This is a genomic window from Hydrogenophaga taeniospiralis CCUG 15921, from assembly GCF_001592305.1.
Taxonomy (GTDB): Bacteria; Pseudomonadota; Gammaproteobacteria; order Burkholderiales; family Burkholderiaceae_C; genus Hydrogenophaga; species Hydrogenophaga taeniospiralis.
On the sequence record NZ_BCWR01000014.1, the window covers coordinates 1 to 23,349 of the forward strand.

At 66.8% G+C, this 23,349-nt stretch carries 18 protein-coding genes; 15 read left to right on the forward strand and 3 right to left on the reverse strand.

The window, feature by feature from the left end:
• The first annotated feature begins 146 nt into the window (after positions 1 to 146).
• From HTA01S_RS16645 to HTA01S_RS16685, 9 genes are all read left to right on the forward strand, one after another.
• Positions 147 to 680, forward strand: coding sequence for a type II secretion system protein GspK (locus HTA01S_RS16645; RefSeq protein WP_068173867.1), 534 nt, complete (start codon positions 147 to 149; stop codon positions 678 to 680).
• A gap of 94 nt (positions 681 to 774) precedes the next feature.
• A complete protein-coding gene (gspL, locus tag HTA01S_RS16650; RefSeq protein WP_084236190.1) occupies positions 775 to 2,082 on the forward strand; it encodes a type II secretion system protein GspL in 1,308 nt (435 codons plus the stop codon).
• A 5-nt stretch (positions 2,083 to 2,087) separates the two neighbouring features.
• The gene (gspM, locus tag HTA01S_RS16655) at positions 2,088 to 2,621 is read left to right on the forward strand and encodes a type II secretion system protein GspM (protein ID WP_068173898.1); all 534 of its coding nucleotides are present in this window, start codon (positions 2,088 to 2,090) and stop codon (positions 2,619 to 2,621) included.
• Positions 2,621 to 3,415, forward strand: coding sequence for a type II secretion system protein N (gene gspN / locus HTA01S_RS16660; protein ID WP_068173869.1), 795 nt, complete (start codon positions 2,621 to 2,623; stop codon positions 3,413 to 3,415). Before gspM ends, gspN begins: the two co-directional genes overlap by 1 nt.
• 36 nt (positions 3,416 to 3,451) lie before the next feature.
• On the forward strand, positions 3,452 to 5,662 hold the full coding sequence (gene gspD, locus HTA01S_RS16665; protein WP_084236191.1) for a type II secretion system secretin GspD: 2,211 nt from the start codon (positions 3,452 to 3,454) through the stop codon (positions 5,660 to 5,662).
• Positions 5,663 to 5,672: 10 nt separating this feature from the next.
• Positions 5,673 to 7,115 carry a type II secretion system ATPase GspE gene (gene gspE, locus HTA01S_RS16670; protein WP_068173870.1) on the forward strand — a complete coding sequence of 481 codons (1,443 nt, stop codon included), beginning with the start codon at positions 5,673 to 5,675 and terminating at the stop codon, positions 7,113 to 7,115.
• A gap of 166 nt (positions 7,116 to 7,281) precedes the next feature.
• A complete protein-coding gene (gene gspF / locus HTA01S_RS16675) occupies positions 7,282 to 8,511 on the forward strand; it encodes a type II secretion system inner membrane protein GspF (RefSeq protein ID WP_068173871.1) in 1,230 nt (409 codons plus the stop codon).
• Positions 8,512 to 8,684: 173 nt separating this feature from the next.
• Positions 8,685 to 9,581, forward strand: coding sequence for a 5'-nucleotidase (locus tag HTA01S_RS16680; protein WP_068173872.1), 897 nt, complete (start codon positions 8,685 to 8,687; stop codon positions 9,579 to 9,581).
• A 123-nt stretch (positions 9,582 to 9,704) separates the two neighbouring features.
• Positions 9,705 to 11,480: an ABC transporter ATP-binding protein/permease gene (locus tag HTA01S_RS16685; protein WP_068173873.1), complete on the forward strand. Its 1,776-nt coding sequence runs from the start codon at positions 9,705 to 9,707 to the stop codon at positions 11,478 to 11,480.
• Positions 11,481 to 11,484: 4 nt separating this feature from the next.
• On the opposite strand, the gene HTA01S_RS16690 is transcribed toward HTA01S_RS16685, so the two are convergent.
• Together HTA01S_RS16690 and HTA01S_RS16695 are read right to left on the reverse strand one after the other, a co-directional pair.
• Positions 11,485 to 12,762 (reverse strand): glycerophosphodiester phosphodiesterase family protein, encoded by a 1,278-nt coding sequence (locus HTA01S_RS16690; RefSeq protein ID WP_084236192.1) that lies wholly within the window; start codon positions 12,760 to 12,762, stop codon positions 11,485 to 11,487.
• 281 nt (positions 12,763 to 13,043) lie between these two features.
• Positions 13,044 to 14,504, reverse strand: coding sequence for an efflux transporter outer membrane subunit (locus HTA01S_RS16695; RefSeq protein ID WP_068173874.1), 1,461 nt, complete (start codon positions 14,502 to 14,504; stop codon positions 13,044 to 13,046).
• Positions 14,505 to 14,593: 89 nt separating this feature from the next.
• On the opposite strand from HTA01S_RS16695, the gene HTA01S_RS16700 reads away from it, so the two are divergent.
• The 6 genes from HTA01S_RS16700 to HTA01S_RS16725 all read left to right on the forward strand — a co-directional run bounded on the left by HTA01S_RS16700 (position 14,594) and on the right by HTA01S_RS16725 (position 22,054).
• Positions 14,594 to 15,211: a TetR/AcrR family transcriptional regulator gene (locus HTA01S_RS16700; protein ID WP_068173875.1), complete on the forward strand. Its 618-nt coding sequence runs from the start codon at positions 14,594 to 14,596 to the stop codon at positions 15,209 to 15,211.
• An 81-nt stretch (positions 15,212 to 15,292) separates the two neighbouring features.
• Positions 15,293 to 16,417: an efflux RND transporter periplasmic adaptor subunit gene (locus HTA01S_RS16705; RefSeq protein ID WP_068173876.1), complete on the forward strand. Its 1,125-nt coding sequence runs from the start codon at positions 15,293 to 15,295 to the stop codon at positions 16,415 to 16,417.
• On the forward strand, positions 16,414 to 19,482 hold the full coding sequence (locus HTA01S_RS16710; RefSeq protein ID WP_068173877.1) for an efflux RND transporter permease subunit: 3,069 nt from the start codon (positions 16,414 to 16,416) through the stop codon (positions 19,480 to 19,482). Before HTA01S_RS16705 ends, HTA01S_RS16710 begins: the two co-directional genes overlap by 4 nt.
• A 41-nt stretch (positions 19,483 to 19,523) precedes the next feature.
• Complete coding sequence (locus HTA01S_RS16715) at positions 19,524 to 20,330, forward strand: oxidoreductase (protein ID WP_068173878.1); 807 nt, start codon at positions 19,524 to 19,526, stop codon at positions 20,328 to 20,330.
• A 3-nt stretch (positions 20,331 to 20,333) separates the two neighbouring features.
• Positions 20,334 to 21,032: a Rossmann-fold NAD(P)-binding domain-containing protein gene (locus HTA01S_RS16720; protein WP_157572150.1), complete on the forward strand. Its 699-nt coding sequence runs from the start codon at positions 20,334 to 20,336 to the stop codon at positions 21,030 to 21,032.
• Between the two features lie 92 nt (positions 21,033 to 21,124).
• Positions 21,125 to 22,054, forward strand: a complete 930-nt coding sequence (locus HTA01S_RS16725; RefSeq protein WP_068173880.1) for a LysR family transcriptional regulator — start codon at positions 21,125 to 21,127, stop codon at positions 22,052 to 22,054.
• Between the two features lie 43 nt (positions 22,055 to 22,097).
• Here HTA01S_RS16725 and HTA01S_RS16730 read toward each other — a convergent pair whose 3' ends face one another.
• Positions 22,098 to 23,165 (reverse strand): serine hydrolase domain-containing protein, encoded by a 1,068-nt coding sequence (locus HTA01S_RS16730; RefSeq protein ID WP_157572151.1) that lies wholly within the window; start codon positions 23,163 to 23,165, stop codon positions 22,098 to 22,100.
• Between the last annotated feature and the right edge of the window lie 184 nt (positions 23,166 to 23,349).

A 23,349-nucleotide genomic window follows, 5' to 3' on the forward strand; every position in this document is an offset into this window, starting at 1 on the left:
CAGGTTCAGGTTCAGGTTCAGGTTCAGGTTCAGGTTCAGGTTCAGGTTCAGGTTCAGGTTCAGGTTCAGGTTCAGGTTCAGGTTCAGGTTCGGGATCGGGATCGGGATCAGGGACCGGGACCACGATCGAGGTCTCTGCGGACGACGTGGCGAGCTTTCAACGTCTCTACCAGCTGCTGGACCTGCCCGCGGCCGAACTCAACGCGGCGGTCGAGGCGCTGCTCAACACCTCCCGGCTCGCGGCCAACGACCCCATGCCATCGCGCTCCGCGCTGATCCCCAAGCGGCTGTCGCAACTGAGCTGGCTCGGCCTGAGCCACGCCAGCCTGGTGGCGCTGGAGCCGCACGTGACGGTGCTGCCCGAGCGCACGCAACTCAACATCAACACCGCCAGCGCCCAGGCCCTGAGCGCCAGCGTGCCCGGACTGGACCTGGCCATGGCGCAGCAAATGGTGGCCCAGAGGGAGCGCGACCCGTTCAAGAATCTGCGCGACGCCGGGCGCATGGTGCCGGGCGTGGCGGCCCAGCTCACGGACGAGGCCCATGGCGTGCGAAGCCGCTTCTTCGAAGTGCGTGGCCGCCTGCGGCTGGACGACACCGTGATCGAAGAGCGTTCGCTGGTGGTGCGCAACGCCCTGAACGTGCGGGTGCTCTGGCGCGAACGCATGGCACGCCCATGAGCCCACACGCCCGATCGGCCGGGGCGCCGCGCCGCTTCTCTAGAATGGAGCGCCTCATGCCCCTGCACCGCTCCGCCTGTCGGCCCCTTCCCCCGTGTTGATCCTCACCCCTGCCCACTTTTCGGTCGCAACCGAACCCGGACCGACGGCCCTGCTGGACTGGGTCGGCTCGGCCCTGGGCCAGCAGGTGGCGGAACACGGCCAATGCGCGGTTTCGCTGCTGCCGCGTGACGATGACGTGGTGCTGGTACTGCCCCCGCGTGCCGTGTCCTGGAACCAGCTCGCCCTGCCCAAGGTGGCCGCCGGCAAGCTGCGCGCCGTGCTGGACGGCATGCTCGAAGAACGCCTGCTCGGCGACACCGAGCAACTGCATTTCGCCTTGGAGCCGGGCGGCCGCCCGGGCCGCACGGTGTGGGTGGCGGCCTGCCACAAGGCCTGGCTGCAAGGCTGGCTGCGGACACTGGAGGCGGCAGGGCGACCGGTGTCGCGCATCGTCCCGGCCCTGGCGCCCCTGGGCCAGGGCACGCCGCAGGACGCCGGCGCCACCGACACACCCGCCGACGTGATCCACTGGGCCCACATGGGTGCCGAACGGCCCTGGCTGGCCAGCGCCAGCGCGCGCGGCGTGAGCTGCATCCCCTTGCGCGAGTCCACCACCGGCAGCCTCAACGAACCGGGCCCGGGCGCCGCAGGGCCGGACGCAACCGCCACCGGGCCAGGCGTTCCCGGTTTGCACCCCGAGACCCCACCCACCCAGGCCCGCTGGATGGCCGACCCCGCCGTGGTGGCCCTGGCCGAACAGGCCCTGGGGCAACGTTTCGAGCTGGTGCCCCTGTCGTCGTGGCTGCTGCGCAGCAGCCAGACCAGCTGGAACCTGGCCCAATTCGACCTGAGCCTGTCTTCGAGCTCGCGCCGCCAGCAGCGCTGGCTGCAAAGCCTGCGCCAATGGCGCAGCGCGCCGGCCTGGCGGCCCGCCCGCTGGGGGCTGGCCGCGCTCGTGGCCATGCAATTGATCGGGCTCAACGCCACCGCCTGGTACGAACGCCGCAGCCTCGACCGCAAGGAACAGGCGGTCCGCCAGACCCTGCAGCAGACCTTCCCCAAGGTGACGCTGGTGCTGGACGCGCCCCTGCAGATGCAGCGCGAACTCGCCAGCCTGCTGCAGGCCAACGGCGCGCTCTCAGCCGGTGACCTGGAGGCCCTGCTCGGCGCGCTGGCCCAGTCGTCCACCGGGGCGCCGATCGCCCCCCGCTCCATCGAATTCACCCCCGGTGAAGCCCGCTTCGCGGCCTGGTCCGCCCCCGAAGAACAACTGCGCCAGTTGCAGCAGACGCTGGAGCGCAACGGCTGGCGCGCCGCGCTGGACGGCGACGTGCTCACCCTGCGCGCAGAACCCCGGTGAACCGCATGCCCGAACCCTCCCGCTTCTCCGCGCTGGCCGCCATCGGCCAGCGGCTGCACACCACGCTGGCCCGCCTCTCGCCCCGCGAACGGCGCGCCGTGACCGTCGCCGCCTGGGTGCTGGGCCTGGGGCTGCTCTGGTGGCTGGCGCTGTCGCCCGCGCTGACCACGCTGCGCCAGGCGCCCGAACAGCACGCCCGGCTCGACCAGCAACTGGCCCGCATGCGTGGCCTGGCCGCCACCGCAGAAGCCCTGCGCGCCCAGAACACCGGCCAGCCGCCGGGCCGCGATGCCGTGCTGCGCGCGCTGCAAGAGGCCAACGCCGCTGCTGGGGGCACGGCCGAGTTTGCGGTGATGGGCGACCGCGTCACCCTGACCTTCAAGGGCACCACACCCGAAGCGCTGGCGCGCTGGATGACCCAGGTGCGGGTCAACGCCCGGCTGCTGCCGGTGCAGGCCCAGCTCAACCGCACGGACAACCCCGCCGGCTGGAGCGGCCAGATGGTGCTCACCAGCCCGGGGCTGGGGTTGGCCAACTGATGCAGCACCGTTCGGCCACCCGCATGGCAGGGCTGGGCGCCGGGCTCGGCCTGGCGCTGGCGCTGCTGCTGTTCGCGCCGGCGCGCTGGCTGGGGCAGGCGCTGCAGTGGGCCACCCAGGGGCAGTTGCAACTGGTCAACGCGCGCGGCACCGTCTGGCGCGGCCAGGCCGACCTGCTGTTCACCGGCGGCGAGGGCAGCCGGGGCCAGACCGCCCTGCCTCAGGGGGTGGTCTGGCGCCTGAACCCCACCCTGGCCGGCGCCCGGCCTGCCCTGGCCGTGCGACTGGGCGCGCCGTGCTGCACACCCGAGCCCCTGTCCCTCACCGCCGTCCTGGGCCTCAGGGGCGCCGAACTGCGCGTGGCGGCGTTCGACAGCCAGTGGCCGGCGGACCTGCTCGCGGGCCTGGGAACCCCCTGGAACACCCTGCGCCTGGAAGGCCAGCTGGGGCTGCGCTCGCCCGGCTTGAAGGTGCTGTGGTCCGGCAGCGGCACCCGCTTCCAGGGCACGCTCACCGTGAACGCGCTGGACGTGGCCTCGCGCGTGTCCACGCTGCGCCCGCTGGGCAGCTACCGGTTGGAACTGCAATCGGCCGACGAAGGGCGCAGCGCCACCCTGGCGCTCAACACCCTGCGCGGCGACCTGCGACTCAAGGGCAACGGCCAATGGATCGCGGGCCGCCTGCGCTTCCAGGGCGAAGCCCGGGCCGCGCCCGGCCGCGAGGCGGCGCTGAGCAACCTGCTCAACATCCTGGGGCGCCGGGACGGCCCGCGCTCGCTCCTCAACATCGGCTAGGGACCCGCGCCCCGGACTTCGCGATAGGATCAAATCATGACTCTGCACTCTCACCGCGCCACGCCCGACCGCACCGGCACACCCCGGACGCCGGCCGCGGGCCGCACGCTCACGGCGCTCGCGCTGCTCGTCGGCCTGGCCTGGAGCCCCCTGCCCTGGCCGGCGGCCCACGCCCAGGGCCGCGCCAGCGAACCGGTGACGCTCAATTTCGTGAACGCCGAGATCGAAGCCGTGGCGCGCACCATGGCCACCATCACCGGCCGCAACGTGGTGGTCGATCCGCGCGTCAAAGGCACGATCAACCTCGCGACGGACCGGCCCGTGCCGCCCGCCGTCGCGCTCAACCAGTTCGGCGCCGCGCTGCGCCTGCAGGGTTTTTCGCTGGTGGACACCGACGGCCTGTACAAGGTCGTGCCTGAGGCCGACGCCAAGCTGCTGGGCAACCCGGTGAACGCGGGGCCGGTGGCGTCGCTCTCGTCGTCCAACCAGATCGTCACCCAGATCTTCCGCCTCAACCATGAAGCGGCGAACAACCTGGTGCCGGTGCTGCGCCCGCTGATCGGGCCGAACAACACGATCAACGTCAACCCGGGCAACAACTCGCTGATCATCACGGACTACGCCGACAACCTGCGGCGCATCGGCCGCATCATCAACGCGCTGGACGTCTCAGGCGCGACCGATGTGGAGATCATCCCGCTGCGCCACGCCATCGCCGCGGACCTGGCGCCGCTGGTGCAGCGCCTGATCGACTCGGGCACCAGCGGCGCGCCCGCCGGCGCCGCGCAGGCCGACCAGTCGTACAAGACCACCCTGGTGGCCGAGCCGCGCAGCAACAGCCTGGTGCTGCGCGCGGCCAACCCGGCCCGTCTGGCACTGGTGCGCTCCCTGGTGGACAAGCTGGACCAGCCCACTGCGGAGAGCGCGGCAGGCAACATCCACGTGGTCTACCTGAAGAACGCCGACGCCACCGCACTGGCCACCACGCTGCGCGCGGCCATGGCCGCCGGCTCGGGTGGCGCAGCGACCGGCGGCGCGTCCAGCAGCCCGTCGACCCCTCAGATGCGATCTGCCACCACCACGGCCGGCGCCACCGGCTCCAGCGCCTCGACCACCCCTGTGGCCGCGAGCGCGGCGCCGTCTACCGGGGGCCAGATCCAGGCCGACCCGGCCACCAACGCGCTCATCATCACCGCGCCCGAGCCCCAGTACCGGCAGCTGCGCGCCGTGATCGACCAGCTCGACGGGCGCCGGGCCCAGGTCTATGTGGAGAGCCTGATCGCCGAGGTCAACGCCGACAAGGCGGCCGAGTTCGGCATCCAGTGGCAAGGCCCGCTGGGCCAGGTGGGCAACAGCCTGATCGGCCTGATGGGCACCAACTTCGGTACCAACGGCAACAACATCCTGACCAACACCCTGGCCATCGCCGAGGGCGACTACGGCAGTGTGAAAGCGCCCGGCGCCGGCTTGAACATTGGCGCGGCCCAGCGCAAGGACGGGGTCTACATCCTGGGTTTCCTGGCGCGCTTCCTGCAGCAGAACGGCGACGGCAACATCCTCTCCACCCCCAACCTGCTCACGCTCGACAACGAGGAAGCCAAGATCGTGATCGGCCAGAACGTGCCCTTCGTGACTGGCCAGTTCACCAACACCGGCAGCAACGAGGGTTCGGTCAACCCGTTCCAGACCATCGAGCGCAAGGACGTGGGCCTGACCCTGCGCGTCAAGCCGCAGATCAGCGAGAACGGCACCATCAAGATGACCATCTACCAGGAGGTCAGCAGCGTGCAGGCGTCCTCGATCAACTCCAGCACCGGGCTGATCACCAACAAGCGCACCATCGAGTCCACGGTGCTGGTCGACGACGGCGCCATCGTGGTGCTCGGCGGCCTGCTGCAGGACGAATACGCCGGCAACCAGGACAAGGTGCCTGGCCTGGGCGACGTGCCCTTCTTCGGCAACCTGTTCAAGAGCGAGACCCGCAGCCGCAAGAAGACCAACCTGATGGTCTTCCTGCGCCCGGTGGTGCTGCGCGATGCGCGCCAGACCAGCAGCCTCTCGCTGGACCGCTACGAACTCATGCGCTCGGTGCAGAAGGACGTGCAACCCGCGCCCAGCAGCGTGCTCCAGATCAACGATGCGCCGGTGATGGCACCGCAGAGGGCCCCCGCGGCACAGCCAGCGCCCGCCACCCCCGCGCCCGCCGCACCCGTCACGCCCGAGCCCCTGGGCACGCCCGCGCAGTGAGCGCCGCGCCATGAAGTACCCCTTGCCCTATGCCTTCGCGCGCGAGCACCTCTGGCTGCTGGAAGACAGCGGCGAGGGCCTGACCCTGCTGGGCAGCCACAGCGCCGTGAGCGACCCCGCCGTGCAGACGCGGCGCCTCTCGGCGCTGTCCGAGATCCTGCGCTGCCACGACGTGCGCGAGCTGCAATGGGAGGCGGGCGACACCCTGGCCCAGCGCATCAGCGCGGCCTATGCCCAGGGCGAATCGAGCGCGGCGGCGGTGGTGAGCGAAGTGCAGAGCGATGCCGATCTGAGCCGCATGATGCAGGAGCTGCCGGCCATCGAAGACCTGCTGGAAACCGCCGACGACGCGCCCATCATCCGCATGCTCAACGCCCTGCTCACGCAGGCTGCGCGCGACGGCGCGAGCGACATCCACATCGAACCCTACGAGCGCCACTCCAGCGTGCGCTTCCGGGTCGACGGCACGCTGCGCGAGGTGGTGCGGCCCAACCGCGCCCTGCACGCCGCGCTGATCTCGCGCCTGAAGATCATGGCCGAGCTCGACATCTCCGAAAAGCGCCTGCCGCAGGACGGCCGCATCTCGCTGCGCATCGGCACGCGCGCGGTGGACGTGCGCGTGTCCACCCTGCCCAGCGCGCACGGCGAGCGCGCGGTGCTGCGCCTGCTCGACAAGAGCGAGAGCAAGCTCAATCTGGAAGCCGTGGGCATGCAGGGCGACGTGCTCACCCGCTTCAAGCACCTGCTGACGCAACCGCACGGCATCATCCTGGTCACCGGCCCCACCGGCTCGGGCAAGACCACCACGCTCTACGCCGGGCTGCAGCGGCTGGACGCGAGCACGCTCAACATCATGACGGTGGAAGACCCGATCGAATACGAGCTGGCCGGCGTGGGGCAGACCCAGGTCAACCCCAAGATCGACCTCGACTTCGCCAAGGCGCTGCGCGCCATCCTGCGGCAGGACCCCGACGTGATCATGATCGGCGAGATCCGCGACTTCGAGACCGCGCAGATCGCCATCCAGGCCTCGCTCACCGGCCACCTGGTGCTGGCCACCCTGCACACCAACGACGCGGCCAGCGCCGTCACGCGCCTGACCGACATGGGCGTGGAGCCCTTCCTGCTCAGCAGCTCGCTGCTGGGCGTGCTGGCCCAGCGCCTGGTGCGCAAGCTGTGCGTGCACTGCCGCGAGCAAGACGAGCAGGGGCACTGGCGGGCCGTGGGCTGCGAGCACTGCAACCATGTGGGCTACAAGGGCCGCACCGGCATCTACGAGCTGCTGGTCTGCGACGACCCGATGCGCAGCCTGATCCACAACCGCGCCGCCGAAAGCGAGCTCATCGCGACGGCGCAAGCGGCCGGCCTGCGCTCCATGCGCGAGGACGGCCAGCACCTGGTCGACGCGGGCATCACCTCGGCGGCCGAGGTGATCAGCGTGACAAGGGACTGATGCTCCCCCCGCGCCGCTTCGCGTCACCCCCCCGGGGGCAACACCTACGGCCCGGCAAAGCCGGTTCCGTGGTGTTTCCGGGCTCGGGCACCGCGCGCCGGTGCAGTGCCTGGTTGTGGGGTAGGTGCTCGGTGCAACACGTCCAATGATCTGCTGAACCTCCTCCATGCCTGCCTATTCCTTTGAAGCCCTGGATGCCCAGGGCGCCACACAGAAAGGTCTGATCGACGCGGACACGGCGCGGGCGGCGCGGGGCATGCTGCGCGCGCGCGCGCTGGTGCCGATCCTGGTTGAACCCGCCACCGGCGCGGGCAGCCGCGCGCGCGCGGGTGGCCTCAACATCACGCTCTGGGGCGGGCGGGTTTTCAACGCCACCGCGCTGGCGGTCTGGACCCGGCAGATCGCCGGGCTGGTGGCCGCAGGCCTGCCGCTGGAGCGCGCGCTGGCCGCCTTGACCGAAGAGGCCGAGAACGACGCCCAGCGCAACCTCATGGCCTCCCTGCGCTCCGAGGTCAACGCCGGCTCGCCGTTTGCCCGCGCCCTCAGCGCACACCCGCGCGAGTTCTCCGACATCTACACCGCCGTGATCGCCGCGGGCGAACAGAGCGGCCAGCTCGGCACCGTGCTGGAGCGCCTGGCCGACGACCTGGAGGAGCGCGAGGCGCTCAAGAACAAGCTCATCGCCGCCTCGCTCTACCCGGCCATCGTCACGCTGGTGGCGATCGTCATCGTGGTGTTCCTGGTCAGCTACGTGGTGCCCCAGGTGGCAGGCGTGTTCGCCGGCAGCAAACGCGCCCTGCCTATCCTGACCGTGATGATGCTGGCCATCAGCGACTTCGTGCGCAGCTACGGCTGGCTCCTGCTGGGCCTGCTGATCGCCGCCGCGGGCGCGCTGGTGATGGCGCGGCGCCAGCCCGCGCTGCGCCTGCGCATGGACGCCGCCTGGCTGCGCCTGCCCCTGGTGGGCAAGCTCGCGCGCGGCTACAACGCGGCGCGTTTCGCGGCCACGCTGGCCATGCTGGCGGCCGCAGGCGTGCCCATCCTGCGCGCGCTGCAGACCGCGGCCGAAACCCTGAGCAACCAGGCCATGCGCGCCGACGCGCTGGACGCGCTGGTGCTGGTGCGCGAGGGCGCGCCACTGGCCTCGGCCATCGCCAGCAAGAAGCGCTTCCCGCCCCTGGTGGCCATGTTCGCCCGCCTGGGCGAGCAGACCGGCCAGTTGCCCACCATGCTCGGGCGCGCCGCCAAACAGCTCGGCGCCGAGGTGCAGCGCCGCGCCATGCACCTGGCCACCATCCTGGAGCCGCTTCTCATCGTGGGCATGGGCGCGGTGGTGATGCTGATCGTGCTGGCGGTGTTGATGCCGATCATTCAGCTGAATCAGCTGGTGAAGTGACCCCCCGCGCCGCGCCTAAGGGCGCGTCACCCCCCAAGGGGGGCAATGCGAGCGGCCCGGCGGAGCCGGTTCCGCCGCATTCTGGGCGGGGCTGCCCCTCTCTTGTCGCACCTCTTCGCTGTTCGGCTACGCTTCGCCATTCCTGTTCGTCTTCTACTCCGAGGCCCTCACCCATGGCTGCAACACTCGATGGTCAACTGGTGGTCGCGATTTCTTCGCGGGCGCTGTTCGACTTTGAAGAAGAAAACCGCCTGTTCGAGACCGGCGACGACCGGGCTTACATGCAGCTGCAGCTGGACCGGCTGGAGCAACCGGCGCAGCCCGGGGTGGCGTTTTCGCTGGTGCACAAGCTGCTGGCCTTCAACGACGCCACGGCCCAGCGCGTCGAGGTGGTGATCCTCTCGCGCAACGACCCGGTCTCGGGCATGCGCGTGTTCCGCTCGGCGCAGCACTACGGCCTGCCCATCCAGCGTGGCAGCTTCACGCGCGGCCAGCCCCCCTGGCGCTACCTGCGCCCGCTGCGCGCCAACCTGTTCCTCTCCACCCACCTGGCCGACGTGCGCGCCGCGCTCGACGCCGGCGTGCCCGCCGCGCAGGTGTATCCGCTGTCGGTGCACGCCAGCGACGCCCACCCGCACGAGGTGCGCATTGCCTTCGACGGCGACGCCGTGCTGTTCTCAGACGAAGCCGAGCGCGTGTTCCAGGCCGAAGGCCTGTCGGCCTTCCAGGCCCACGAGGCCAGCAAGGCCGGGCAACCCCTGGCGGGCGGCCCGTTCAAGCCCCTGCTCGAAGCCCTGCACCGGCTGCAGGCCGAAGGCACGAGCGCCATGCGCATCCGCACCGCGCTGGTGACCGCGCGCAGCGCCCCGGCGCACGAGCGCGCCATCCGCACGCTGATGAACTGGAACATCGAGGTCGACGAGGCCATGTTCCTTGGCGGCCTGCCCAAGGGCGAGTTCCTGCGCGAGTTCGAACCCGACTTCTTCTTCGACGACCAGACCGGCCATATCGAGTCGGCCGCGCTGCACGTGCCCGCCGGGCATGTGGCCAGCGGCATCTCGAACACATGACCCACCCCGGCGCAGCGCTGCGCGCGTCTTCCCCTCAAGGGGACGCTGCGAGTGGCCCGGCGAAGCCGGTTCTACCGCAGCCTGTTTTCAAGACACCTCACTCCACCCGTTGAGAGACTTCCCATGACAGAACCCCTCTCCAAACTCAAAAGCTTCCGCCAGTTCGCTGGCAAGGTGGGCCGCCTGGCCCTGCCCTATTTCAGTTCCGAAGAAAAATGGAAGGCGCGCGCCCTGCTCGCGGCCATCGTCGCGCTCAATCTGGCCGCGGTCTACATGCTGGTGCTGCTCAACGAGTGGAACCGCGGTTTCTACGACGCGCTGCAGAACAAAGACCAGCCGGTCTTCTGGCGCGAGCTGGGTCGCTTCACCTACCTCGCCTTCGCGTTCATCGTCATCGCGGTCTACCGCTTCTACCTGACGCAGTTGCTCCAGCTGCGCTGGCGCAACTGGATGACCGCCCACTACCTGGACCGCTGGTTGTCCAACAAGGCCTTCTACCAGCTGGAGCTGGCGCGCTTTTCCAAACAGGCCGACGCACCGCCCGACAACCCGGACCAGCGCATCGCCGAAGACCTGAACCTGTTCACCGGCGACACCGTCGGGTTGACCATGGGCCTGATGAACGCCGTGGTCACCCTGGTGAGTTTTGTCGGCATCCTCTGGGGCCTCTCCGGCAGCTTCACCTTCGACTTCAACGGCGGCTCGTACGTGATCCCCGGCTTCATGGTCTGGATGGCGGTGGCCTACGCGCTGGCCGGCAGCTTGCTCACGCACTACATCGGCCGCCCGCAGATCGCGCTGAATTTCCGCCAGCAGCGCTATGAAGCCGACTTCCGCCACCACCTGATTCGGGTGCGCGAATACAGCGAGTCCATCGCGCTGGACCGGGGCGAACCGGTGGAGCGCACACAGCTGGGCGGGCGCTTCACCACCCTGCTGGGCAACTACCTGCGCCTGATCAAGGCGCAGAAGCGCCTCATCTGGTTCAACACCTTCTACGGCCAGGCCGCCGTGGTGTTCCCCTTCATCGTGGCGGCGCCGCGCTTCTTCAGCGGCGCCATCCAGCTCGGCGAGCTGATGCAGATTTCATCGGCCTTCGGGCGCGTGCAGGACTCGCTCTCGTGGTTCGTGGACAACTACAGCAGCCTGGCCGCCTGGCGCGCCACCACCGACCGGATCATCAGCTTCGAAGAGAGCTTCCTGGCGCTGCAACAGGCCGAGCTGGCCCACACCCAAGACGCCACCCAGAGCGACCACCTCCGCGTGGACGATCTGCACATCGCGCTGCCAGGCCAGGTGGCGCTGCTCAGCGGCAGCGGCCTCACGCTGTCGGCGGGCGACACTCTGCTGGTGAAAGGCCCTTCGGGCAGCGGCAAGTCCACCCTGTTCCGCGCGCTGGCCGGCATCTGGCCCTGGGCCAAGGGTCGCCTGCACCTGCCGGCCGACTTCGACGCGCGCGTCATGTTCCTGCCGCAAAAGCCTTACTTCCCCAACGGCGCGCTGCGCACCGCGCTGGCCTACCCCGCCGCGCCTGAGCGCTACAGCGACACCGAACTGCAACAGGCCCTGCGCGACGCGCTGCTGCCGCGCCTGGCCGACGTGCTGGACACCGAAGACACCTGGGGCCAGAAGCTCTCGGGCGGCGAACAGCAGCGCCTGGCCATCGCCCGCGCCTTGCTCAAAAAGCCGCGCTGGCTGTTTGTGGACGAAGGCACCAGCGCGCTCGACGAAGCCGCCGAGGCCACGCTGTACCAGCGGCTGCGCGCCTTGGTGGCCGAGCAGGACGGTGCCCTGATCTCCATCGCCCACAGCCCAGCGGTGGGGGCGTTTCACGCGCAGCAGTGGACGCTGGAGGATTCCGCGGGCGGCGAGAGCCGCTTCAAGCTCGTGGCGAGCTGAGGCCTCAGCGCAGGTTCATGCAGTTCGCATAGAAGGTGGTCGTGGCGGGCCAGTCGGAGAACACGCCCATCACGCCCACGTCCTGTGCCAGCACGTGCAGCGCGGTGAGCATGTCGCCTTCATTCTTCACGGCGCTGTCGAAGGTCTGTTGGTACCAACCGTTGTTGCCATCGGCCAGCACGCCCGAGCGCTCCAGCGTCCAGGTGATCAGCCCCAGACCCGCCGCCTTGGCATCCTTCGCCGCCTGTGAGGCCACGATCTTGCCGCCTTCGGCGGTCAGCAGCGCAAACAACGGCGGCGCCCAGATCTGGATGCCCTGCGCCTTGTACCCTTTGAGGGTGGCGAGATCGGGCAGGTCTTTGGGCGAATCGGCGTCGTCCAGGTAGACCGCCTGCCGGCCAAACGCCGGCTCGTGCTTCACCCAGTACAGCAGGTCGTCGATGTTGAACGACTGAGCGAACACATGGCTCGGCGCCACGCCGGCCCGCTTGTACTCGTCCAGCATCTTCTGCGCGTAGGCCTGCTGCGTGAAGCCGTCAAACGGCATGGTCACGCTGGTGCTCTTGAGTTCGGGCGTCATCTTCACGCCCAGCTGTTTGAACAGCTCAATGCTCTCGGCGTGCGTCAGCAGCGTGCCACTGGTCGGCCCCGAGTACAGGTCGGTGCGCCAGTTGGCCGTGCCGCCCAGGTACTGCTCGGGCGTGCGCGCGGCCGGGTTGGAGGCGTCCATCTTGCCGCGCAGGGTCTTGAACTCGGCCAGTGTGATGTCGCTGGTGCGGCACTCGGCCTTGGCCGGCGTCACCACCTTGCCCTCGGCGTCGAGCACGGCGGGCACGAAAGGCTGCGTGCACTTGGCCGCCAGCGGCGTGACCAGGATGTTGGTCGTCGTGTGCAGGTCGTTCTGCGCGTGGCGGCAGACCAGTTCCTTGTCCTTGGTGAAGGTCACGTCGCATTCGAGGATACCGGCGCCCATGCGTGCGGCCGCCACGTAGGACTCGCGTGTGTGCTCGGGGAACTGCATCGGCGCACCGCGGTGACCGATGGAGAAACCACGCGGTTTGAAATCACCGCGCCGCGCGCACTGCTGCAGCTCGCGCTTGAGCGGGCCATCGGCCATCTCGTCAACCAGAAAGAACGGGCGCGGACCCAGCTGGACATGGCTCGGGCGCTCGGCGCTGCCGTGCGACGGGCGGCTTGGGGTGGCGGACGGCGACTGGGCCAGCGCCGACGCGGCGGCCAGACCGAGCACGGCCAGACCCAGAATGCGGGGCAAGAACGACATGGGGATTCCCCTCCGGTGGGATGAACGAATGATGTGTGGTGAGACGTGTCGGCGGCGGCGTGCGCCCGACCGATGGATCATCCGCCAGGTCCGTGAAGGAGGAATGACAGCTTTCGCGGTGGTCGCTGCACCGGGCCCTGACCACGGTGCTGAGCGGTCCGTCGTGCATGCGCGCTCGTCTGGTGCGCCATGTCAGTTCGAGCGGGCGCCCCCGCCTTCATGCGGCTGATCATCGCCGGTATCGTGGCCGGTGAGGATCGACCGAATCCTTTGCTGGGAACTCACTTTTTGGCAATTGCTTCGCGTTCGCTGGGTTGCCAGCCGCCGCCCAGCGCCTTGAATGCCATGACGGCCGCGCGCGCCGATTCCGTTTGTGCCTGAACTCGCGCATCGGACGCTTGCAACAGGTTTTGATCGGCCTGCAAGACTTCAATCAGGCTGACAACCCCCTTTTGGTACGCTGCGAACGAAGCGCCTCGAGCGCGACCAAGCGCGTCCACACCCTGAGTCAGCGCAGCGGCCTGCTCTTCACGTTTGACCAAGGCCGACAAGGCGTTTTCCACGTCCTCGGTCGCCCGCAGGGCGGCAAGCCGATAGGTGGCCAACATCTCGGCCTCCTGTCCCTTGGCCTGCTCGATCTGCGCGTTGATGCGGCCGAAATCGAACAGCCGCCAACGCAGGCCAAGCATGCCGGCGGCCTGGCCGGCACCACTGGTGAACAGATGGCTGCTCGATACCGATGTCGCGCTGCCGATCAGCCCGCCTAGAGAGAGCTTGGGGTAGTACTCGGCGATGGCGACCCCAATGCGTGCGCTGGATGCAGCCAAACGACGCTCGGCCACGATCAGATCGGGCCGACGCCGGAGCAGTTCACCCGGCGACCCGGTGGCGGCGATCTGTGGCGCTGTCGGGATGTCGCCGGCCTTGATCATCTCCGCCCGATGCGTTCCGGGTGGTGAGCCCAGCATCACGTCCAGCGCATTCAGGGCCACTTCCAAACCCGCCTCAAGCGCAGGGACCGAAGCACGGACCTGTGCAAGAGCGCCTTCGGACTGATTCATCTGAAGCTCGGCCGCCAACCCCTTGCCATGAAGAAGCTTGATGGTGGAGAGCAGTTTCTGCTGCGTCTGCACCTGCCGGCGAACAATGTCCAGGCGCGCCTGCAATCCGCGGATGGTGATGTAGATGTCGGCCGTCTGTGCCGCCACGGCCAATCGAGTGGCCACCGCACCGGCCTCCGAGGACTGGTAATCGGCGATGGCTGCTTCCCGTCCCCGGCGCAGGCCGCCGAACACATCCAGTTCCCAGCTCGCACCCAGATTGGCGTCGTAAGCATTGCCGTACCGGTCGAAACCGGGCGTCGAACTCAAGACTTGCCCCAACGGGGTTTCCACGGACTGGTAAGCCCTGGCCGCCTGGCCGGTCACCTGGCCGGAAGGCAGCAACGCGGCGTTGGCTGCGCCCAGCCCGGCACGCGATTGGGTCACGCGCGCGGACGCCTGCGCAAGATCCAGGTTCTGTTCCAACGCAAGGGTTACGAATCGCGTCAGTTGCGTGTCGCCAAACCCCGTCCACCAAGTGGCGAGGTCGGCGCTGGCTTTCGCCAGTCGGTGATCTGCGGCAGTCTGGCCCTGGAACCGCTCCGGCAGGGGCATGTCGGGCCGGGTGTAGTCGGGGCCAACCGCGCAGCCTGTGGACAGGCTGGCCACAAGGAGCGCGGTAAAGGTGTGTTTGGGCAGCATATGGTTTCTTCCAGTGACATCAAATAGTGACCATAATACCAAACAGTCACTGGTTGTCTAGTCCACTCGACTGGCGTAAGCTAGAGCGCATGAAGAAAACAAGTACTTCCCTTGCTTCGGCACGCGGTCCCGTTGACCACGAGGTGCGCAACCAGATCATTGCCGCCGCTACAGAGCATTTCAGCCGCTACGGTTACGAAAAAACGACCGTTTCGGACCTTGCGAAGGTCATCGGCTTTTCAAAGGCCTACATCTACAAGTTCTTCGAATCCAAGCAGGCCGTTGGTGAGGTGATCTGTGGAAACTGTCTGGGTGAGATTGAGGCCGAGGTGAGAGCGGCGGTTGATCAGGCCGACAGGCCGCCCGAGAAGCTGCGACGCCTGTTCAAAGCCATCGTCGAGTCGAGCATGCGTCTGTTTTTCCAGGATCGCAAGCTCTATGAGATTGCGATATCCGCTGCGACGGAGCGCTGGCAGGTCACGCTCGCACATGAAGAGCGCATTCAAGCGATGTTGCGGGACATCTTGCAAGAGGGTCGACAAAGTGGTGACTTTGAGCGCAAGACCCCGCTGGACGAAACCATGATGGCGATCTACCTGGTGATGCGTCCTTACCTCAACCCATTGATTCTGCAGCACAGCTTTGATTACGCCGAGGAGGCGCCGGCCCAGCTCTCCAGCTTGGTGCTCCGCAGTTTGTCTCCGTGACACAATTTGATTGTGACTATTGACCAATATAGTCACTAGACGCATAATGAAGGTCCTGATCACTTTGTCAAAGGGACCTTCATGCCCCGGCTCCGCCTTGTTACACCTCTATTCATTTGTGCACTGCCGTTGGCGCTGATCGCTTGCGGCGAAGCGACCGCAACCGATCCGCGCACCGATGCGCCCTTGGTGCGCACGGCGACCGTTCAACAGGCGACCGCTGTCTCGCGTTCTTTCACCGGTACCGTGGCGGCACGGGTGCAGAGCGACTTGGGCTTTCGAGTCGCTGGCAAGGTGCTGGAGCGGCTGGTGGACGCCGGTCAAAGCGTCAAACGCGGCCAGCCGCTGATGCGCATCGATTCCGCCGATCTGAAACTGGCGGTGAATGCCCAGCAAGAGGCGGTCGTTGCGGCGCGAGCCCGGGCCCGTCAGACGGCAGACGATGAGGCACGCTACCGGGACCTGCGCGGTACGGGAGCCATTTCTGCATCGGCCTATGACCAGGTCAAAGCGGCTTCAGATGCCGCCCAGGCGCAACTCAGGGCCGCTGAGGCACAAGCCGATGTCGCTCGCAATGCGAGCCGCTACACCGAGCTGGTGGCCGATGGCGACGGCGTGATCATGGAGACGCTGGCTGAACCGGGCCAGGTCGTCAATGCAGGTCAGACCGTGATCCGGCTGGCCCATGCCGGTCGTCGCGAGGCGCTGATCCAGTTGCCGGAAACCCTGCGTCCCGCCATCGGTTCCGTGGCGCAGGCCACGCTGTTCGGCAAGGAAGGGGAAGTTGCTCCAGCCAAGCTGCGTCAGCTCTCCAATTCGGCAGATCGCCTCACGCGCACCTTCGAGGCGCGGTATGTGCTGGATGGAGAACTGACCAGCGCACCACTGGGAACCACGGTGGTCATCCAGATTCCGGATGGGCATGCCTCAGGCCAAGACGGTCTGCACGTGCCGATGGGTGCGGTGTTTGATGCGGGCAAGGGTCCGGGCGTCTGGGTGGTCCAGGGTGAGCCGGAAAAAGTGTCCTGGCGCCCGGTCACCGTTCAGCGCATGGACGACGCCGGGGCAACCATCGCGGGTCAGATCAAACAAGGTGAACGGATCGTCGCACTGGGTGCCCATCTGTTGCGAGAAGGTGAACAGGTCCGTGTGGCGGGGGGCGCAGTTGCCAAGGTGGCCAAGGCGACTGAGGGAGCGCGTCCGTGAGCGAAGGCCGTTTCAATCTGTCGGCGCTCGCTGTGCGCGAACGCGCCATCACGCTGTTCCTGATCATCCTGATCTCGCTGGGCGGGGTCATGTCCTTCTTGAAGCTGGGTCGGGCGGAGGACCCCTCTTTCACGATCAAGGTGATGACGATCATCACGGTCTGGCCCGGCGCCACCGCGCAGGAGATGCAGGACCAGGTCGCCGAGAAGCTCGAAAAGCGCTTGCAGGAGTTGCGCTGGTACGAACGCAGCGAGACCTACACCCGTCCTGGACTGGCCTTCACCACGCTGACCTTGCTGGACAGCACCCCGCCGTCGGAAGTGCAGGACGAGTTCTACCAGGCCCGCAAGAAGGTCGGCGACGAGGTGCGCAATCTGCCGCCTGGCGTGATGGGGCCGTTTGTCAATGACGAGTATTCCGATGTCACCTTCGCCTTGTATGCCCTCAAGGCCAAGGGCGTGCCGCAGCGCGAACTCGTGCGCGACGCGGAAACCCAGCGCCAGCGCCTGCTGCATGTGCCGGGTGTGAAGAAGGTCAACATCGTTGGCGAACAGTCGGAACGCATCTTCGTCGAGTTCTCGCACGAGCGTCTGGCGACTTTGGGTATCAGCCCGCAAGAGGTGTTCGCTGCGCTGGGCGCCCAGAACGCCTTGACGCCCGCCGGATCGATCGAGACCCAGGGGCCGGAGGTGTTCATTCGACTGGACGGTGCCTTTGATGAGCTGCAGAAAATTCGCAACACGCCCGTGGTGGCGCAGGGGCGCACGCTGAAACTGTCGGACATCGCCACGGTGAAGCGCGGTTATGAAGATCCGGCAACGTTCATGATTCGCAACGGCGGCGAACCGGCGCTGTTGCTGGGCGTCGTCATGCGCGACGGCTGGAACGGGCTCGATCTGGGCAAGGCGCTGGACAGCGAGGTGACGGCGATCAACGCCGAGCAACCGCTGGGCATGAGTCTGGCCAAAGTGACCGACCAGGCGGTGAACATCGGCTCGGCGGTCGATGAGTTCATGGTCAAGTTCTTCGCCGCGGTGCTGGTGGTCATGCTGGTGAGTTTCGTGAGCATGGGCTGGCGCGTCGGTCTCGTGGTCGCAGCGGCGGTTCCGTTGACACTGGCCGTCGTCTTCGCCGTGATGCTGGCCACCGGCAAGAACTTCGACCGCATCACACTGGGGTCGCTGATCCTGGCGCTCGGTCTGCTGGTGGACGACGCCATCATCGCCATCGAGATGATGGTGGTGAAGATGGAAGAGGGCTATGACCGTATCGCGGCCTCGGCCTATGCCTGGAGCCATACCGCGGCACCCATGCTCTCGGGCACGCTGGTCACGGCCGTCGGCTTCATGCCCAACGGCTTCGCCCGATCCACGGCGGGTGAATACACCAGCAACATGTTCTGGATCGTGGGCATCGCGCTCATCGCCTCGTGGGTGGTGGCTGTGGTGTTCACGCCGTATCTCGGGATCAAGCTGTTGCCCGACTTCAAAAAGGTCGAAGGCGGTCACGAGGCCATCTACGACACGCCACGCTACAACCGCTTCCGCCGACTGCTGGGGCGCGTCATTGCACGCAAATGGATCGTCGCCGGCACGGTGATCAGCCTATTTGTGGTGTCGGTGCTGGGCATGGCGGTGGTCAAGAAGCAGTTCTTCCCCATTTCCGATCGCCCTGAAGTATTGGTGGAAGTGCAGATGCCTTATGGCACGTCGATCACCCAGACCAGCGCTGCGGCGGAAAAGGTGGAGGCCTGGCTGGCCCAACAAGAGGAAGCCAGGATCGTCACCGCCTACGTCGGCCAGGGTGCACCGCGCTTCTACTTCTCAATGGGCCCGGAGCTGCCCGATCCGTCGTTCGCCAAGATCGTGGTGCGCACAGACAACCAGGAGGAGCGTGAGACGTTGAAACACCGGCTGCGGCAGGCCATTTCCGATGGCCTGGCTCCCGAGGCACGTCTGCGCGTCACCCAGCTGGTGTTTGGTCCTTATTCGCCGTATCCGGTGGCCTATCGGGTCACTGGACCGGACCCAGACAAGCTGCGTCAGATTGCCAACGACGTGCAGCATGTCATGGACGCCAGCCCGCTGATGCGCACGGTCAACACGGATTGGGGCGTGCGCGTGCCCACGCTGCACTTGCGCCTGCAGCAGGACCGATTGCAAGCCGTCGGGCTGACCTCCAGCTCCGTGGCGCAACAACTGCAGTTCCTGCTCAGCGGCGTTCCGGTGACTGCGGTGCGTGAGGACATTCGCACGGTGCAGGTGGTGGCGCGCTCGGCGGGCAACCACCGGCTCGATCCGGCCAAGATCGACGATTTCACCCTGGCAGGCGCCCAAGGGCAGCGCATCCCGCTGTCGCAGGTGGGCAAGGTTGAGGTTCGCATGGAAGAGCCCATCGTGCGCCGACGCGACCGTGTACCGACCATCACCGTGCGGGGTGACATCGCCGAAGGCTTGCAGCCGCCAGACGTGTCCACGGCCATCACCCAGCAGCTCCAGCCCATCATGGACACGCTGCCGAGTGGGTACCAGATCGTGGAAGCGGGCTCGATCGAAGAATCCGGCAAGGCGACGCTCGCCATGCTGCCGATCTTCCCCATCATGCTGGCCATCACCCTGCTCATCATCATTCTGCAGGTGCGCTCAATGGCGGGCATGGTGATGGTCTTCCTGACCAGTCCGCTGGGACTGATCGGCGTGGTGCCGACCCTGCTGCTGTTCCAGCAGCCTTTCGGTATCAATGCACTGGTTGGCTTGATCGCGTTGTCGGGCATCCTGATGCGCAACACGCTGATATTGCTCGGGCAGATTCGTGAAAACGAACAGGCCGGGCTCGATCCATACCGCGCGGTGATCGAAGCGACCGTGCAACGTGCGCGCCCGGTGATCCTGACCGCCCTGGCTGCGATCCTGGCCTTCATCCCGCTGACCCACTCGGTGTTCTGGGGAACGCTGGCCTACACGCTGATTGGCGGCACCTTTGCCGGAACGGTCCTGACGCTGGTGTTCCTGCCCGCCATGTATTCCATCTGGTTCAGGATCCGGCCAGCCCCTTCACCAAGCTGATCGCTCCACTCCCATTCACTCACATCAAAAAAGGAACTGCCATGTCGAATTCAAAAGTTGTCGTCGTCACCGGCGTGTCATCAGGCATCGGCCGTGCCGCCGCCATGAAGTTTGCCCAGCAGGGTTGCCGGGTGTTCGGCACCGTGCGCAATACGGCCAAAGCGCAAGCCATACCGGGCGTTGCTCTCATTGAGATGGACATCCGAGACGAAGCGTCGATTGAGCGCGCCATCCAGACCATCATCGCCCAAGCCAAGCGCATCGACGTGCTGGTCAACAGCGCGGGTGTCACCCTGCTGGGCGCTGCGGAGGAAACGTCGATTGCCGAAGCCCAGACGCTGTTCGACACCAACCTCTTCGGCCTCTTGCGCGTGATCAAGGCAGTGCTGCCACACATGCGCACGCAGCGAACTGGCCGCATCGTCAATGTCAGCTCGGTGCTGGGATTTCTGCCTGCACCGTACATGGCGCTCTATTCGGCCTCCAAACACGCCGTGGAAGGACTGTCCGAGACCCTGGATCACGAGGTGCGCCAATTCGGCATCCGTGTGGCGCTGGTCGAACCCTCCTTCACCAAAACCAACCTGGACCTCAATGCGCCCCAGACGGTCGACAGGATCGCTGACTACAGCAAAGAACTTGGCATCGTTTCGCAGGCGATCCAGCACAACGTGCAAAAAGCGCCCATGCCCGAAGGCGTGGCCGACACGATCGTCAATGCCGCATTGGGCACTTGGATGATGCGCCACACGCCCAAAGGCGAAGCGTCTTTGCTCGCCAAGTTGCGCCGCTTCATGCCGGCTGGCCCGGTCGGGAAGGGCCTGCGAAAATCGTTTGGCCTGGTCTGAAACATGATGCTCGCGCGATCAGTTGCCCTGGTGGTGGGCGCCGACAGTGCCATTGGTGCGGCCATCGTGCGAGGTCTGATCGCGCGGGATGCGGCCAAGGTGTACGCAGACGCCTATGTCGACTGCGGCGATAGCCTGTCCCCAGGCGCTGCACCCCGGGTCGTGGATCTTGCCCATCAGCGGCGATCTGGAGAGCTCGCCCGGAAACTGACCGACGTCAACCTTCTCATCAATTGTCTGGTCTCCGGGCCATTCAGCGACCCAACGCCTGGGGCTGAAGGCGTTGAGACGCTGGACCAGCGATCGCCCACAGTTGGAAGCGTCCTGAAGGGGATCGATGCACTTGCGCCGGTGTTACGAGACAACGGGGGAGGTGCTGTGGTCAACGTTTTGTCCGCGTTGCACGCCGAACAACCGCTGGGAAACACAGCGCCGATGTCCTCGCGCCCTTTTGCGGAATGGCTGTTGGCCGAAGGACTGCGGGATCGACTTGCCGCACAACAGACGCAGCTTCTTTTTTTGAGCGCACAACTTGTCGTCGGCCAGGGTGAGCAGGTACTCGAAGACCAGCGCGCGCTGGCAGGCCACATTGCAATGCGTCTGCTCACTCAGATCGAAGCGGGTCATCGCCCCGATGACGGTGTCGCCTTCGGGCGATACCAGGACCACTTCTTTCCGGACCGGCGGGAGACAACCAAGTGAAAGCAATGACTGACGCCAGCATCGGGCGGCCGCTCGCAGTGCAACCGTAACGCCTCCGTTCGCCAGAAACGCTAGTTGCCAGGGAGATCGCCATGGACCACCTTCAATCGATGCGCGTCTTCCAGTGTGTGGTGGACGAAGGCGGCTTTGCCGCAGCCGCACGCACGATGGATCTCACGCCAGCGGTCGTCACCCGCCTGATCCAAGACCTTGAGCAGTCGCTCGGCGTTCGGCTGCTGCATCGAACAACAAGGAAGATGTCTCTCACCCAGGCGGGCGAGGGCTACCTGTCGCGGCTGCGTCTGATCCTCTCGGAAATCGAGGAGGCGGAAGAGCAGGTTCGGGCGCATTCGAGCGAGATTTCAGGCAATTTGCGCGTGACCACGACTTCGCTGGTGGCTGTGAATCTGCTGGCGCCCTGCGTGGCCGACTTTCAACGGCGGTATCCCGAGGTGCAAGTCGAGATCCACACCTCTGACCACCCGGCACAGGAACTGCACCACTTCGATTTGTCCATCGTGGGGCAGGACGATCAGCTGGATGCCGACGCCGTCGTCCGCCCCGTGCTCGTCATGAACTACGTCCTCTGCGGCTCCGTGCCGTATCTACAGACCCATGGGATTCCCGAGGTGCCGGAGGATCTGTCCCGACATCGCATGGTGCGGCTGCGGCCCCCTGGGACCCGTCTGCACGCGATCACGCTCACCAACCCTGCTGAAGATGATCGCCGCATCGATGTCGAACCTGGATGGTCCGTCATGTCGAATGACGACGAGACAGCGTATCAAGCCGCGTTGGCGGGCGCTGGCCTCACCCTGCTGCCCGACTTGGCTTTGACTGCCCGCGCGCATGGCGGGCAACTGCGTCGTGTGCTCGCTCCATGGGTCAGCGTTGACGGACTGCGGCTCGTTGCCACCATGCCCAGCCGGCGATTTCTACCCCTTCGCACGCGCGCCTTCCTAGAGTTCTTCGTCCAGCACGTCCGGAAGGTGGCCGCGATGCAGTCGCAAGCGGTCACGTGATGGGCCAACGCTGTATTGATGAGTCAGCCCGTGAGCGTTGCATTCAACCCAGCGCACTGAAACGAAACACCCCGTGTTCGGCCGGAACGGTGGCGTGCGCCAGCGAAGCGGCCAGGGGCATGCCGCGTTCGCTGTTGGTCAACAAGACAAAGCCGTTGCGGGAAGCCACCGAAACCATGGCAAAGGCCCGGAACCCCGGGTTGTTGCCCCACTGCCAGAGGTAGGGGCCGCCGGCCGCCGTCTCGATGCCCCAGCCCTTGCCCCAGGCCAGCCCCAGCGCCACATCGGTGGAAACCGCCTGCTCCATCACCAGGGCCAGCAAGGTGGGGTCCGCCAGCCAGGCCGCCAGCAGGCGCGCGTAGTCCGCCGCCGTGGTGTAGAGCGACGCCGCGGCGTTGGGCTCGCGCATGTCAAACCGCACCCGACCGCCGAGCCGCGAAGTGCCGTCCAGCACCTGCGCACGGATGTCGTCCGTCAGCCGCAGGCGGGAATGCCGCATGCCCAGCGGTTCGAACACACGCTGTGCCACCACCGATTCGATGTCCTGCCCCGTCACGGCGCTGATGACGGCCTGCAGCAGCACATAACCCTCGCCGGAATACTGCCAGCGCGAGCCCGGCTCGAACTCGGGCGCCAGCGGGCCGCGCGTCCAGTTCGGCAAGCCGGAACTGTGGTTGAGCAAGGTGCCCAGCGGGATGCGCGCCAGCGTGCTCGCGGGCACCGCATCGACACGCCGGTCCTGCGGGCCACCGAAAGGGTTCTGGCGGTGGGTGTAGCCGTCGGGCAAATAGCGCGACACCGGTGCGCGCACATCAAGCCGGCCCTCGCGCACCAGTTGCAGCGCCACGAAGGCGATGACCGGTTTGGTGAGCGAAGCCGCCTGGAACACCGCGTCAGCACCCACAGGCGCCGCTGGCGAGCAGCCCGACGCCATCACCGAAGGGTTGGGCTTTCCATCGCTCAAGGTGGCGTAGCTCGCCGCGCAGACCCCCAGCTTGGCCGCGAGTGCGGGAAACGGTTGCTCGGCGTACTGAGTCAGGTCGGTCGCGCAGGCGGCGAGGAAGGGGGCTGCTGCCCCGGCTATCAGGAGTTCACGGCGTGAAATGGACATGTCCACCCCTTCAATCAATCGAAACTGAAATCCGACCCCGATTCATCTGGGGATTCCCCTCCGGTGGGATGAACGAATGGTGTGTGGTGAGACGTGACGTCGGCGGCGTGCGCCCGACCGATGGATCATCCGCCGGGTCCGTGAAGGGGGCATGACAGGTGGGCTGGCAAGTTTGAGCTGAGCC